Source organism: Rothia amarae (genome assembly GCF_042677725.1).
Taxonomy (GTDB): Bacteria; Actinomycetota; Actinomycetes; order Actinomycetales; family Micrococcaceae; genus Rothia; species Rothia amarae.
The window spans coordinates 23,126-36,524 of record NZ_JBHUCN010000005.1 but is presented as its reverse complement, the minus strand read 5'-3'; the positions used below and the strand labels follow the sequence as shown (position 1 = coordinate 36,524).

Below are 13,399 nucleotides of genomic sequence, written 5' to 3'. Positions count from 1 at the left end.
ATATGTCAAACATTGAAAATAAAAGCCATAACTCTCCTGCGATTCCAGGTATGACCGACGAAGGCGAGAAGCTAGCTACTGAGCAGGTTCAGGACGACACGATTCGTGTTGAAAAGAAGACTGTAGATACTTCCCGTGCTGGTCGCCCTACCTCTTATAAGGTGGAGGACTTTGCTGAACTGACCGGGCGTGAAGAGGACTGGCGTTTCACTCCTCTGAAGCGTTTGGGTGGTTTGCACACCGATGCGCTGACAGGTCAGGGCGTTGATATTTCAGTTTCAGCGCCCGATTCGGTCTCCGTAGAAACGGTCAATCGTGATGATTCGCGTATTGGTTCTGCGGGTATTCCCGAAGACCGTGTTGCTGCAAATGCTTGGTCAAGTTTCAGCGAAGCTACCGTGATTACGGTGGGTCAGGAAGATGAGCTGGATCAGCACATTGCGTTGCAGATTCAAGGTACTTCGATGGAACCTACCGCTCAGCATATTGTGGTGGAAACCAAGCCCTTCTCTAAGGCAGTGGTGGTTTTGCGTCATGCCGGTTCCGCCGTGGTTTCCCAGAACGTTGAATTCAAGGTGGGGGATTCATCATCTTTGACCGTGGTTTCGGTTCAGGAGTGGAACGATGACGCCATCCACGCTTCTGCCCAGTACGCCAAGTTGGGTCGCGACGCTCGTTTCAAGCACATCAACATCTCGTTGGGCGGCAATCTGGTACGAGTTACTCCTTCCACCAAGTTCAGCGCTCCCGGTGCAGAAACCGAAATGTACGGTCTTTACTTCGTGGATGCCGGTCAGCATATTGAGTCTCGTTTGTTCGTGGATCATTCTGTGCCTAACTGCAAGTCCCGCGTTACCTACAAGGGTGCTCTGCAGGGGCGCAACGCACACTCGGTATGGGTGGGTGACGTTCTGATTGGTAAGGATGCCGAAGGCACTGACACCTACGAGCTCAACCGTAACTTGATACTTGAGGATGGCCCTCGGGCTGACTCTGTACCTAACCTTGAGATTGAAACCGGTCTCATTGACGGTGCAGGTCACGCTTCGACCACCGGCCAGCTAGATGATGAACACCTCTGGTACCTGCAGGCACGCGGTATCCCCGAGGCAGAAGCACGCCGCCTGGTAGTGCGCGGATTCCTCAATGAAATCATCCAGCAGATTCACATTCCTGAGCTCGAAGAAAAGCTCATGGATGCACTTGAAGAAGAACTGGCTCTCAGCAATAACTAGCGCAGGCGCGCTCCACAAATTTTTAGGAGAAACATGTCAACTCTAGAAATCAAGGATCTTCACGTCTCCGTCATTTTGGACGACGAGAACTCCAAGCCCATCCTCAAGGGCGTAAACCTCACCATTAACTCCGGTGAAATCCACGCAATTATGGGCCCTAACGGTTCCGGTAAGTCCACTTTGGCTTCTACCATTGCCGGTCACCCCAAGTACCGCGTTGATTCCGGTGAAATCCTGCTGGATGGCGAAGACGTCACCGAGATGTCTGTGGACGAGCGTGCTCGTGCCGGCTTGTTCCTGGCAATGCAGTACCCCGTAGAAATCCCCGGCGTCACCATGTCCAACTTCCTGCGCTCCGCAAAGACCGCCATCGACGGCGAAGCACCTTCGTTGCGTACCTGGACCAAGGACGTCAAAGAAGCTATGGGTGAGCTGAAGATCGACCCCGACTTCATTGCTCGTAACGTCAACGAAGGTTTCTCCGGTGGCGAGAAGAAGCGCCACGAAATCCTTCAGCTAGAACTGCTCAAGCCTAAGTTTGGTATCCTCGATGAGACCGACTCCGGTCTTGACGTCGACGCTTTGAAGATTGTTTCCGAAGGCGTCAACCGCGCTCACCAGAACAATGACATGGGTGTTCTGCTCATTACTCACTACACCCGTATCTTGCGTTACATCAAGCCTGAATTCGTGCACGTTTTCGTAGATGGGCACATGGTCGATCAAGGCGGCCCCGAGCTGGCTGACCGCCTTGAAGAAGAGGGCTACGTTTCCTACATCGGAAAGTAAGCTTTCATCGCTACCAAAGGAGTACAGATGAGTGAAGCAACCACTGCTGCACGCCCATCGAAAGAAGAGCTCGAAGACGTTTTGAGAAACGTCATCGACCCTGAACTCGGTGTGAACATAGTAGACCTGGGTTTGCTGTACGGCATGCGTTGGAGCGACGAGGGTGCTCTTATCCTCGATATGACTCTCACCACCGCTGCCTGCCCGTTGCAGGACGTCATCGAGGAGCAGGTCAAGCAAAATCTTGAGCTACTGGTCGATGATTGGCATGTGAACTGGGTGTGGATGCCCCCGTGGGGTCCTGAGCGTATTACCGACGATGGACGGGACATGATGCGCGCCCTCGGATTCAACATCTAGGGTCATCAGAAGATACTGGAAGTCCCTCTCCCACTGCGGTGGGAGAGGGACTTTTCTATAAGATATCTGTTATTTTATGCTGCTGGATTATTGAGGTCGCGAGACTCAAAAGTATTGCACTTATTGATATCACCGCTATTGTAGCCAGACATAAACCACGCAGTACGCTGGGCACTCGTGCCGTGCGTATAGGTTGAAGAATCCGTAGTGCCGCGGGAAGTCATCTGAATATGATCATCGCCAATGACTTCGGTGGCATTGACAATGCGATCGACTTCGTCCTGAGTAAAGGGTTTAACCTGTACGTCACTGGTGGTGTCATCGGAGGCATGACGAGCCCACAGGCCTGCGTAGCAATCTGCCTGCAATTCCACCCGCACCGCACCGGAGTTCTTACCTTGAGGGTCTCGCTGTGAATATTCCAAATCGCCTAGCTGATTCTGGATGTGGTGACCGAATTCGTGAGCCAGAACGTACTGCTCAGCCGACTGGCCGCCTTCAGCGCCCAGTTGCGTCTTCATGTCATTGAAGAAAGTGGTGTCCACGTAAGCAACCTGATCTACAGGGCAGTAGAAAGGCCCAACAGCACTGGTTGCGTGTCCACAACCAGTATTTTGCTGCTGGGAAAATAGGTTCAAGCCGGGCTGAACATATTCCACTCCCTTGGTCTCAGGAAGGTAGGAGGACCAAAAGTTATCTAGCGAGTTGGCGGTGCCTACCATGTTGCATTCTGAATTTGAGTTGGCATCTGCGCCATCTTGGCAGTCCTGCTCGAGTTGTTTATTGCCGTCTTCACTCTGAACATTGTCATAAGAATAACCTGTTCCACCAGTGACCTGATTCAGCGTATCTATTCCATCTTGTCCGAAGAAGACGCCAACAATCAGCATGAGTACAGCGCCGCCAATGCCGCCGCCTACTGCGACTCCGCGTCCCCCACCGGAAGATTTTGTAACGCGACTGGTATCCAGCCGTGAATTTTCTTTGAAAGCCATGGCAAAAGCATACAACTAATCATGCTTATTTTTGGGTGAATCAAGCCCTCTGGCTACTATTGCATCACCTGTTTCGTGGGCGTAAGCAACAGTCGTCATGACTAGAGGGGTGAAAAGATGCGCCGCAGACAGTTTAATTCCCCGCGCTTTCACAGCGGTTTGTAGAATTACCCAGCGATCCATAATCACAGGGATAGATCTCAGCATCAACGCTATGGCTAAACCCACGAGTTCAGGCGATACCCCCAGCCCGCGCAAGGGCTTGCACCCGCGCACAAAACCATCGATCAGCGAAGTCATCGGGGTAGTGAACAACAGTACCTTGGTGGCAAAAATCAGGGTGAGCAAGGTGAGTAGTACATCTGCACCCAGCGCCAGCTTGTCAAAAAAAAGGTAGTAGAGACTCATCGCCAGTAACAACCACTTCACGCTCCATAGCGCAGCCCCGAGCTCATGCAAACTCAACCGAGCCATCAGCGCCAATACCAGCACCAACATCAATGCGAGCGCAGGTACCCACCACGTGTGCGTCATGGCGCAGGCCAAGGTAATTCCAAAAATAACTAGCCACTTACTCCACAGGGGTGCCCGGTGAATCGGTGAGGATTTTGGAGAGTATGCCCCCATAAGATTATTCATGCCCACCTCGCCGCTCGTCCTCTGCGGGAAAACCTTGAGCACAATAATTCCGATAAATATCTATGATGTCGAGTGCCGGCCCCTGGTCAATCAGCTTTCCCTCATGAATAATAATCGCCTCATCACACCGAGCAGCTAACTCTAAATCATGGGTAGAAATCACCATCTGCTGGGGAAGCTGTTCAAGGAGCTCCATCAGGCGCAAGGCATTGCGTAAATCAAGTAAGGTCGTAGGTTCATCCAATAACAACACCGTCGGTTCCACCGCAAGAACAGCAGTCAGAGCAACGAGTTGGCGCTCTCCGCCAGAGAGCTGATAGATACTGTGGTGCGCTCGATGCTCTAATCCCCTCTGGGTGAGCAATTCAAGAGCGCGTTGTCTGCGGCGGGCCGAATTTAGGTTGAGGCGCTGGAGGGAAAGCTCAACATCCTCGGTGGGGGTGGGCATAATCAGTTGTGCCTGGGGGTCAGAGAACAGCAGTCCGGCGGTTCGACGCACATCAGGGGTGTGCTCTTGGACGTTGACCCCGTGAACATTCACCGTGCCAGCTGAGCAATGAGTAAGTCCGTTGAAGAGTTTCAGGAAGGTTGATTTTCCGCTGCCATTGAGACCCAGTACAGCGGTTTTGGGTTGCCGAAGACTCACTGTGATTTCGTGCAGAATCGTAGATGTGCCTTCGGGGGTTTCTCCAGTAACGCTGACGTTCTGAAGTTCTAGGCCCGCAGCCGGCGAAAAGACTACGGGCCTAGAGGTGGTGTTGGTGCTTAAGGTGCGGCGATTAAAAAAAGGCATACCGATGAGTTTAGCGGCGGGCAAGTGTGGGGAATGCTCGGTGTACGGGCAAGGCGACGGCAATGGCTACGGCGCTTTTGATGAGATCCCCGGGAACGTAAAGAAGTGCTGCGGTGAACGCAGCGGGCCAGGAAATACCTGCGTTGATGACCATGCCAGCGATACCTGCCGCCGTCATCAGCACGAAGCCTGCTAGTACGGCTCCGGTTAAACGGAGTATAGGGGATTTGCCGGGTCTTGTGCTCAGCGTGCTGTATGCGAGAGCTCCTGTAAGTGCGGCGGCGGGAGCAAAGGCGAGGAGATACCCTGCTGAAGGTCCTGCCAAGGCTGCAATGCCGCCGGATCCACCGGCGAATACCGGTAGCCCAAGTAGGCCAACGATCACATAAAGTAGGACTGCTAGAAACCCTCGTTTGCCGCCTAGTACCAGCGCAGTGAGGTAGATACCTAAGGTCTGAAAGGTGATGGGAACGCCGGCGGGGCCAACGGGGAAGGCTGGAAGGAGCGCGCAGACGGCAATGAAAGCTGCGAAGACGGCAATCAGCGCGACGTCGCGACCGGTGTTATGCGGTGCGGTGGCTGTAGGTGAGGTATGAGTTGAATGCGACATAAGTTTGAATATAACCGATTTTTGAACACTGTTCAAAAAAGTTAGACAGGGGTGAGGTGTGGAATCCTCTATGAGTTTAGACATGAATTGTTCTGTTGGGATACCGGGGCGTACTTTGGGGCATTAGACTGGGATTTTGCGCCCCTAGCATTTTGAAACCGAAAGGCATTCCTTGATTACTGTAACCAATCTTGAACTTCGCGCCGGAGCACGTTTGCTCATGGATGAGGTCAATTTCCGCATTGACAAGGGAGACAAGATTGGGTTGGTCGGTCGCAATGGTGCGGGTAAGACCACTATGACCAAGGTACTTGCAGGGCAAACTCTTCCTGCTGATGGACAAGTCACCAGAAACGGTAAGGTGGGCTACCTTCCCCAGGATCCTAAGGTGGACGATATGTCTCAGTTGGCGAAGGACCGCATTTTTTCGGCGCGTGGTCTTGATGGTGTGGCGCGGAAGATGCGTGAGACGCAGGAGCAGATGGCCAGTGAAGATAGCGCGGTTCAGGCTAAAGCTATGCGCCGCTATGATCGCTTGGAAGCTGAATTTATTGCCGGCGGTGGTTATGCTGCGGAGTCAGAAGCGGCAACAATTACCCACAACCTTGCTCTGCCTGAGCGTCTGTTAGAGCAGCCGCTTTCTACGCTCTCTGGTGGTCAGCGCCGTCGTGTGGAGTTGGCTCGTATTCTGTTTTCCGATGCCGATACCATGCTCTTGGATGAGCCCACCAACCACTTGGATCATGATTCGGTGGTGTGGTTGCGCGAATTCTTGAAGAACTTCCAGGGTGGTCTGCTGGTCATCAGCCACGACGTTGAGCTGATGGAGCTGGTAGTCAATAAAGTGCTCTATCTAGATGCCAACCGGTGCGTCATCGATGTCTACAACATGAGCTGGAAGAACTATCTGATGCAGCGTGAGCAGGACGACGCCCGCCGTAAACGCGAGCGCGCTAATGCTGAGAAGAAGGCTGGCGCTTTGATGGCGCAGGCGGAGAAGATGCGTGCGAAGGCTACGAAGGCGGTAGCGGCACAGCAGATGATTAAGCGTGCTGAGCGGTTAATGCGCGGGCTTGAAGCTGAACAGGTCAAGGATAAGGTGGCGGCTATTCGTTTCCCCGAGCCTGCTCCGTGCGGTAAGACTCCGCTTTCTGCTGAGGGTCTGTCTAAGTCGTATGGCTCACTGGAGATTTTCACCAATGTTGACCTGGCGATTGACCGTGGTTCGCGCGTGGTGATTTTGGGTCTGAATGGTGCGGGTAAGACGACTCTTTTGCGGATGCTTGCCGGGGTGACTCAGCCCGATACTGGCGAAGTAATTTTTGGTCATGGTGCTAAAGTGGGTTATTTCGCTCAGGAACACGAGATTCTCGACGGTGAGCGGTCGGTGCTTGAAAATATGCGCACCGCAGCACCAGATTTGGATGCCACTCGGGTGCGAACTATTTTGGGTTCGTTCCTGTTCTCCGGAGATGATGTGGAGAAGCCTGCGGCTGTACTCTCTGGCGGTGAGAAGACCCGGTTGTCGTTGGCTACGCTGGTGGCCTCGCAGGCGAACGTCTTGCTTCTGGATGAGCCGACCAACAACTTGGATCCTGCCTCCCGTGAAGAAATTCTCAATGCGCTGCAGCAGTATGAGGGTGCCATTGTGATGGTGTCCCACGATGAAGGCGCGGTGGAGGCGCTTGATCCTGAGCGCGTCCTCATGCTTCCTGATGCCATTGAAGATTTGTGGACCAAGGAATATCAGGATCTTATTTCGCTGGCGTAAGCAGGTGTTCCCAGCTGGCGGCGGGGTAGTCGACTATCCCGCCCAAGGCTAGGGCGAACCAGAAAATGTAGAGCGAGAGCGCGCTGGTGAGAACCATTTCGCGCTTGGATCCGGCATCACCTAGGAGCGGTAGGGCGAAGTAGCCTGATTTTTTCCAGAACCTACTCGAAGTGGGTGCCTTCAATGTCAGTGGCCAGACAGGGTTGACGCCGCGCGTCGTGAGAAAATCGCCGACGACGTGTACGGTAGCGCCGACGCCGATGGCTAGGGGAGTCATAGCCAACGAATCAGTGTGCCAGGCTAGAAAGCCTAGCCCAATAGCTCCGAGCCAGCCGCCAGGTGCGCCAAAGGTGCGCAGAGCTAACCCGCCCATGTAAGCGGTAATGAGCAAAGAAGCCCAGGGGATGCCCTGGTAAGTGAGGCGCTCAGCCAAAATAGCAACTGCCCAGAAAAAGATGAGCCCCACTAGGGAATGGGTTCCTTTGCGATGCCCACCGCTGAGGGAACTTACCACCGCTGAGACAATTGAGGACACTGGCGGTATGGAATGTGCAATAGTGCCGTTTTTGTGGTCGATATCTGGAAGCATGCCCGCCCCAGCGCACGTCAACGCAGTGACCAGCAAAATCTGGGGTGATTGAACGGGGATGATATCGGTTTCAACAAGTGCCAACCAGGCTGCGGCAGCGCTCACCGAATGGGAATAACCCATCATGTAAATCTAGGCTCCTTGGGGAACTGGGGTAAAGCCCAAATTTAACATATATCGAATATATATTCGAATCAGGTTCCTAGGGCATGCGATCTACAATCGCGTCTTCCTCTTCCTCATCGGAAGGACGAGCGCGCTTCTTTGAATAACGAGGACGCACAATCGATTTCATATGCGAGGGCATATCGTCGACCATCTCCATCTTGCGCTGCACAACCGCCTCGTCCTCCTCACCAATATAGTTACCCTCTTCATCGTAGAAACGAGCGTAATACGCCTCTAACTCAGCAACGACCTGCGCATCCAACTCATCGTTGCGCACCTTCTGCCGCGCTAGCCAGAAATAGGCAAAGTAGCACATCAACGCAAAAACAGCCCACTGCACCGAGTACGAAAGATTGGGGCCGGTATCCAGTTCAGGCTCAACTGCCTTTGCCGGCGCTACCGCAGGAGCAGGATCTTCCTCAGCCAAAAGACCGTAAGCACCGGTGCCTATATCAACTCCGGTTTCATCCTTGATTTCAGGAAGATTCAATGAGGCAACCTGCCCCTCGGGAGCACCCTTACCATTGGATCCCTCACCCGGGTGAATACGCGCTTCAACCTTCACCTCACCGGCAGGTGGCGCAGGAATATCAACACCCGGCTGAGAAGCATCAAGTTCATCGGCGGGAATCCAACCACGATCAATCAAAACCACTGCCCCATTATTGGATTCAAAAGGGACAACGACGTCGTAACCGTTGAGACCCTCATAGGGGCGATTACGCACCAACAACTGATGATCCCTTAGATAATGCCCTTCCATCGCCACCGGCGTCCATTGAGTATCCGGATCAAAATCAGAGAACAAATCAGGACGCTGATCCAGCGAAAGAGGCGCAGCATGATAATTCGTAGTAATCAACGAATTCTTATGATCGAGCGCCTCTTTACGGTCCCACTGCCACGTACCTAAATAAAGGCACAGCAAGGACGCCAAAACGCAAATGATAAAACCAGCAATCCACTTGCCGGTCAAAAGAAATCGGTACACTCACACGCCTCGAAACTGAATCAAAATCAACTAGCTCACACTCTAGCCATTGTACAAATTAGTTATCCTACACAGGCAGCCTGAACACTTCCTGCCCGCACCAACCTACTCAGCAGAAGAAATCTCCTCCGTCGCCTTCCAAAACCCACGCGAGGAAAGAAAAGACTCCAAAAACTCCCGATGCTCATCACACGCCAGCCACACCTTGCGCCGCAGAGGCGTATGAATATTCGGGTTATTCCACAACAACTTCCACAGCGCTACCTCAGTACATCCCTTACGAGAGCACACCAACACCTCTTCGACATCGCCAGACTCTCGCCCCATACCAGAGGCACCCAAAGAACCTAAAAGATCCACTTCCACACACCCTCTCTGCACACACAACTCATCAACGCCCAGAATCCTCTACCACTTCACCATCAATCACCTCAACAACATCACTCCTATCCCCAGCCCCGTCCTCACCGGAGACAGACGGCTCAGGCGCCCCCGAGAAACCCCGCTCACCCTCAGCAGACCCAGCCCCCTTCACCCGACCCAAAGCAAGCTGCTGATCCACCGACAAAAACGCCGAAAAATCCTCAGAACGCGCCCGATCCTCACCATTAGCAAAAACAACAGCCACCCACGGCAACACACCAGCGGCAACAATACACGCCCACATCACCCAACCATCAGTAAACAACGCAGCAACAATACACACCACACGCAAAAACATCTTCAACGCATACGAACGAAAACGCGCATCCACACTCTCAGAATGACGCCCCTGCGCACTAGTAATCGAATGCACCTCAGGATCCGACGCCAAACCATACTGGCGCAAATCCTCCTCAGTCCAAATCTTCGACACCACGCAACCTCCACCCCATCGAAAACGAGCCGCTCCTCAGACTCACCGGTGTAACTCAACACCCCCACCAGTCTAAAACTAAACTGCAAATCCACAACTAAACACCTCACAGAAAACAAACCACCACCCCACCACCACCAGTAAGATAACTGAAGAACCCAAAAACACCGGAAGGAACCCCATGCCAGAAAACACACCCCAAACCGTCCTCGTCACCGGCGGAAACCGCGGCATCGGACACGCCATCGCCACCGCCTTCAAAGAAGCCGGACACAACGTCTGCATCACCTACCGCTCAGGCGAAGCCCCCACCGACTTCTTCGCCGTCAAAGCAGACGTCCGCGATTCCGCATCCATCGACGCCGCCTACAAAGAAATCGAAGCAAAATTCGGCCCCGTCGAAATACTCGTAGCCAACGCAGGCATCACCAAAGACATGCTCCTCATGCGCATGAAAGAAACAGACTTCACCGACGTCATCGACACCAACCTCACAGGAGCCTTCCGCGTCATCCAACGCGCCACCAAAGGAATGCTCAAACTCAAACGAGGCCGCATCATCCTCATCTCCTCCGTCGTCGGACTCTACGGCAGCCCCGGCCAAGTCAACTACTCCTCCTCCAAAGCAGCACTCGTCGGCATGGCACGCTCCATCACCCGCGAACTCGGCGCTCGCAACATCACCGCCAACGTGGTAGCCCCCGGTTTCATCAACACCGAAATGACCGCAGTACTGCCCGAAGAAACCCAGGCAAAGTACAAAGAATCCATCCCTGCCGGTAGATTCGCAGAACCCGAAGAAATCGCCAACGTCGTCACATGGCTCGCCAGCGACCAAGCGGTGTATATCTCCGGCGCTGTCATCCCCGTCGACGGCGGCCTCGGCATGGGCCACTAACTCAGAGCCCTCCTACAATAATCCCCATCTCAACGCAAAGGAAAAAACATGTCAGAACTACACGGCAAAACAATCATCATCACCGGCTCATCTCGTGGCGTTGGCGCAGACACAGCACAAATTCTCGCTGAACAGGGTGCAAACATCGTCATTAACTACCGTTCCAAAGCACCCCGCGCAGAAAAGATTGTTGCAGCAATCGAAGAAAAGGGCGGCAAAGCAATTGCCGTCGGTGCAGATATCACCAATGAAGACGACGCCCGCAACCTCGTAGACACCGCCGTCCAAGAATTCGGGGGAGTCGACTACCTCATCCTCAACGCCTCAGGCGGCATGGAAAAAGGAATGGTCGAAGATTACGCGATGATTCTCAACCGCGACTCCCAGCTACGCTTAGCACGCCTGACTGCAGAACACATGCCAGAGGGGTCCCGCATCGTTTTCGTCACGAGCCATCAAGCACACTTCATTCGCGAAGTGGAAACCATGGAGGAATACACCCCCGTCGCGCTTTCTAAGCGCGCTGGTGAAGATGCGCTCCTCGAAGAAATCCCGGCTCTGCAAGAAAAAGGCATCTCCCTGGTCGTTATCTCAGCAGACATGATTGAAGGCACCGTTACCGCCTCGCTCCTCAACCGCCTCCACCCCGGCGCTCTTGAAGCACGCCGCGAAGAAGCGGGCAAACTCTACACCGTCAACGAATTCGCTCACGAAGTCGCAAAGATGGTAACCGCCGATGTCGAAACCGGCCACACCGAACTCGTCGGCGGCGGAACCGGCTTCATCAAATAAACAAATCACCGCAGACTAAAGGGGCTGTCCACGCCACCGTGTGTACAGCCCCTTTGCGTTTAATGCAGGAGTGAAAACCCAACGAGCCTCTACTGACGCTACAGCCCCAAAAAATGACGAACCGCGTCCAGCCGATACACATTCACCTGCGCATCAGCGACCTCCCGCAGAGCCGGCTTAGCATTAAACGCAATACCAAATGCAGCCTCGCCCAGCATCAGTTCATCATTGGCACCGTCACCAACCGCCACCACATGCTGCTTCGAAACACCGGACTCCTTCGCCCACTCCTTCAACGCAGCACGTTTAGCACCAGCATCGATAACCTCACCAGCCAACTTTCCAGTCAGCACACCATCAGAAATCTCCAACCGATTCGCCCGCGCAAAATCCAAATCAATCCGCTCAGCCAACGGACGCAAAATCTCAATAAACCCACCAGAAACAGCACCCACTACATGCCCCCGATTATGCAAAGCACGCACCAGCGCAAAAGCACCAGCAGTAAACGTCAACGAATCGGCCACTTCAGAAAGTAACGACTCAGGCTGACCCTCCAAAACTGCCACACGATCTCGCAATGATCTCTCAAAATCAATCTCACCACGCATCGCAGCATCAGTAATAGCCGCCACCGCATCACCCCGACCGGCCCCAGTAGCTAACTGATCAATAACTTCCTGAGACACCAACGTTGAATCAACATCTAACAACACCAATAACTTCTCACCCGAAGTAATCGCTTCAGGAACAACAGCAAAATCAAGCCCAGCAGTCTCCGTCACCGGCAAAGAACGCAAATGATCCCGCAAGCTCTCCACCGAACCGCTGTAAGACGCAGAAGCCACATACGCCGAATACCCGGCGCTCTCAACTTCGCCCTCCACAGCAGATTCAGGAACAACCAACTCCATTCCCGCCTCAACCTCAAGACCATCAATACCACTCAATGCAGCATACAAAAGCTCCTCATCAACAACTGCATGAATCGAACCATTGGAAACGCCAACCAAGCTAAATTTCTTTGTCATAGCCACAGTCTACTGACAACCACCTCACAACACACCCACCGCATTTTCCACCCGCACCTTCACACCGCTAAAGTTAGATGCATGACCTCAGTACTAGAATTTAGCCAAGTCACCGTCACCCGCGGCACACAAAACCTCATCCATAACATCAATTGGACCGTCAACGACGGCGAACGGTGGGTCATCCTCGGCCCCAACGGTGCCGGAAAATCAACCCTCCTCTCCATTGCGGGCGCGCGTTTGCACCCCACGCGCGGCACCGTAGATATTCTGGACGAAATTCTGGGGGCAGTAGACGTCTTTGAACTCCGCCCCCGTATCGGTCTAACTTCCGCTGCTATTGCCCACACCATCCCTGAGCACGAGAAGGTCCAGGATGTCATTGTTACTGCAGCTTACGGAATTTCCGGCCGTTGGAATGAAGAATATGACGGCTTTGATACTGAGCGCGCTAACGAACTGCTAGCTGCCTGGGGCATCCAAGATCTTGCCCAGCGTACTTTCGGTAGCCTCTCCGACGGCGAGAAAAAGCGCACTCTCATCGCTCGCGCTCTGATGACCGACCCTGAACTCCTCTTGTTGGACGAGCCCGCCGCAGGCATGGACATCGCTGGTCGCGAAGATCTGGTTACCCGTCTCACCGACCTTGCACAAGATACCACGGCACCTGCGATCGTCCTTATTTCCCACCACCTCGAAGAAATTCCTCCGGGATTCACCCACGCGCTGCTATTGCGCAACGGCGAAGCGGTGGCTTCCGGCCCTATCCCAGAAACCATCACTGCAGAGAACCTTGAAAAAACGTACGGTATGGCTTTCGACCTCTCCTCAACTCCTCATGGTCGCTTCACGGCCTTCGCCCGCAACGCTCAATAAGATTCT

16 protein-coding genes are annotated in these 13,399 nt (G+C 53.6%); 7 read left to right on the top strand and 9 right to left on the bottom strand.

Annotated elements, in window-relative coordinates; genetic code table 11:
• The first annotated feature begins 2 nt into the window (after window positions 1-2).
• Genes sufD through ACFR81_RS01575 form a run of 3 tightly spaced genes read left to right on the top strand, consistent with a single transcriptional unit; the run spans window position 3 to window position 2,384 of the window.
• A complete protein-coding gene (gene sufD, locus ACFR81_RS01585; RefSeq protein WP_068168420.1) occupies window positions 3-1,235 on the top strand; it encodes a Fe-S cluster assembly protein SufD in 1,233 nt (410 codons plus the stop codon).
• A gap of 33 nt (window positions 1,236-1,268) precedes the next feature.
• On the top strand, window positions 1,269-2,024 hold the full coding sequence (sufC, locus tag ACFR81_RS01580) for a Fe-S cluster assembly ATPase SufC (RefSeq protein WP_068168423.1): 756 nt from the start codon (window positions 1,269-1,271) through the stop codon (window positions 2,022-2,024).
• Window positions 2,025-2,051: 27 nt separating this feature from the next.
• Window positions 2,052-2,384: a metal-sulfur cluster assembly factor gene (locus ACFR81_RS01575; RefSeq protein ID WP_343873732.1), complete on the top strand. Its 333-nt coding sequence runs from the start codon at window positions 2,052-2,054 to the stop codon at window positions 2,382-2,384.
• 74 nt (window positions 2,385-2,458) lie between these two features.
• Here ACFR81_RS01575 and ypfJ read toward each other — a convergent pair whose 3' ends face one another.
• Genes ypfJ through ACFR81_RS01555 form a run of 4 tightly spaced genes read right to left on the bottom strand, consistent with a single transcriptional unit; the run spans window position 2,459 to window position 5,421 of the window.
• Window positions 2,459-3,379, bottom strand: a complete 921-nt coding sequence (gene ypfJ / locus ACFR81_RS01570; RefSeq protein ID WP_343873729.1) for a KPN_02809 family neutral zinc metallopeptidase — start codon at window positions 3,377-3,379, stop codon at window positions 2,459-2,461.
• Window positions 3,380-3,394: 15 nt separating this feature from the next.
• A complete protein-coding gene (locus tag ACFR81_RS01565) occupies window positions 3,395-4,018 on the bottom strand; it encodes a CbiQ family ECF transporter T component (protein ID WP_151144969.1) in 624 nt (207 codons plus the stop codon).
• A complete protein-coding gene (locus tag ACFR81_RS01560; RefSeq protein ID WP_343873723.1) occupies window positions 4,011-4,811 on the bottom strand; it encodes an energy-coupling factor ABC transporter ATP-binding protein in 801 nt (266 codons plus the stop codon). Before ACFR81_RS01560 ends, ACFR81_RS01565 begins: the two co-directional genes overlap by 8 nt.
• 10 nt (window positions 4,812-4,821) lie before the next feature.
• A complete protein-coding gene (locus ACFR81_RS01555; RefSeq protein ID WP_343873720.1) occupies window positions 4,822-5,421 on the bottom strand; it encodes a biotin transporter BioY in 600 nt (199 codons plus the stop codon).
• Between the two features lie 172 nt (window positions 5,422-5,593).
• Between ACFR81_RS01555 and ACFR81_RS01550 the strand changes: the two genes are divergently transcribed.
• Entirely contained in the window at window positions 5,594-7,192 is a 1,599-nt protein-coding gene (locus tag ACFR81_RS01550) for an ABC-F family ATP-binding cassette domain-containing protein (RefSeq protein ID WP_343873717.1), read from the top strand.
• Here ACFR81_RS01550 and ACFR81_RS01545 read toward each other — a convergent pair.
• The 4 genes from ACFR81_RS01545 to ACFR81_RS01530 form a co-directional block, all read right to left on the bottom strand.
• Window positions 7,176-7,907, bottom strand: coding sequence for a metal-dependent hydrolase (locus ACFR81_RS01545; protein ID WP_343873714.1), 732 nt, complete (start codon window positions 7,905-7,907; stop codon window positions 7,176-7,178). The genes ACFR81_RS01550 and ACFR81_RS01545 overlap by 17 nt on opposite strands.
• A 76-nt stretch (window positions 7,908-7,983) precedes the next feature.
• Complete coding sequence (locus ACFR81_RS01540; RefSeq protein ID WP_343873711.1) at window positions 7,984-8,940, bottom strand: SURF1 family cytochrome oxidase biogenesis protein; 957 nt, start codon at window positions 8,938-8,940, stop codon at window positions 7,984-7,986.
• 105 nt (window positions 8,941-9,045) lie between these two features.
• Entirely contained in the window at window positions 9,046-9,306 is a 261-nt protein-coding gene (locus ACFR81_RS01535; RefSeq protein ID WP_343873708.1) for a hypothetical protein, read from the bottom strand.
• 25 nt (window positions 9,307-9,331) lie between these two features.
• On the bottom strand, window positions 9,332-9,796 hold the full coding sequence (locus ACFR81_RS01530; protein WP_343873705.1) for a DUF3099 domain-containing protein: 465 nt from the start codon (window positions 9,794-9,796) through the stop codon (window positions 9,332-9,334).
• Window positions 9,797-9,977: 181 nt separating this feature from the next.
• On the opposite strand from ACFR81_RS01530, the gene ACFR81_RS01525 reads away from it, so the two are divergent.
• Entirely contained in the window at window positions 9,978-10,694 is a 717-nt protein-coding gene (locus ACFR81_RS01525; RefSeq protein ID WP_343873702.1) for a beta-ketoacyl-ACP reductase, read from the top strand.
• A gap of 48 nt (window positions 10,695-10,742) precedes the next feature.
• Complete coding sequence (locus tag ACFR81_RS01520; protein WP_068170971.1) at window positions 10,743-11,486, top strand: SDR family oxidoreductase; 744 nt, start codon at window positions 10,743-10,745, stop codon at window positions 11,484-11,486.
• Window positions 11,487-11,584: 98 nt separating this feature from the next.
• Here ACFR81_RS01520 and serB read toward each other — a convergent pair whose 3' ends face one another.
• Entirely contained in the window at window positions 11,585-12,517 is a 933-nt protein-coding gene (serB, locus tag ACFR81_RS01515; RefSeq protein WP_343873697.1) for a phosphoserine phosphatase SerB, read from the bottom strand.
• 81 nt (window positions 12,518-12,598) lie between these two features.
• On the opposite strand from serB, the gene ACFR81_RS01510 reads away from it, so the two are divergent.
• Complete coding sequence (locus ACFR81_RS01510) at window positions 12,599-13,393, top strand: ABC transporter ATP-binding protein (protein WP_068170974.1); 795 nt, start codon at window positions 12,599-12,601, stop codon at window positions 13,391-13,393.
• Window positions 13,394-13,399: the final 6 nt, after the last annotated feature.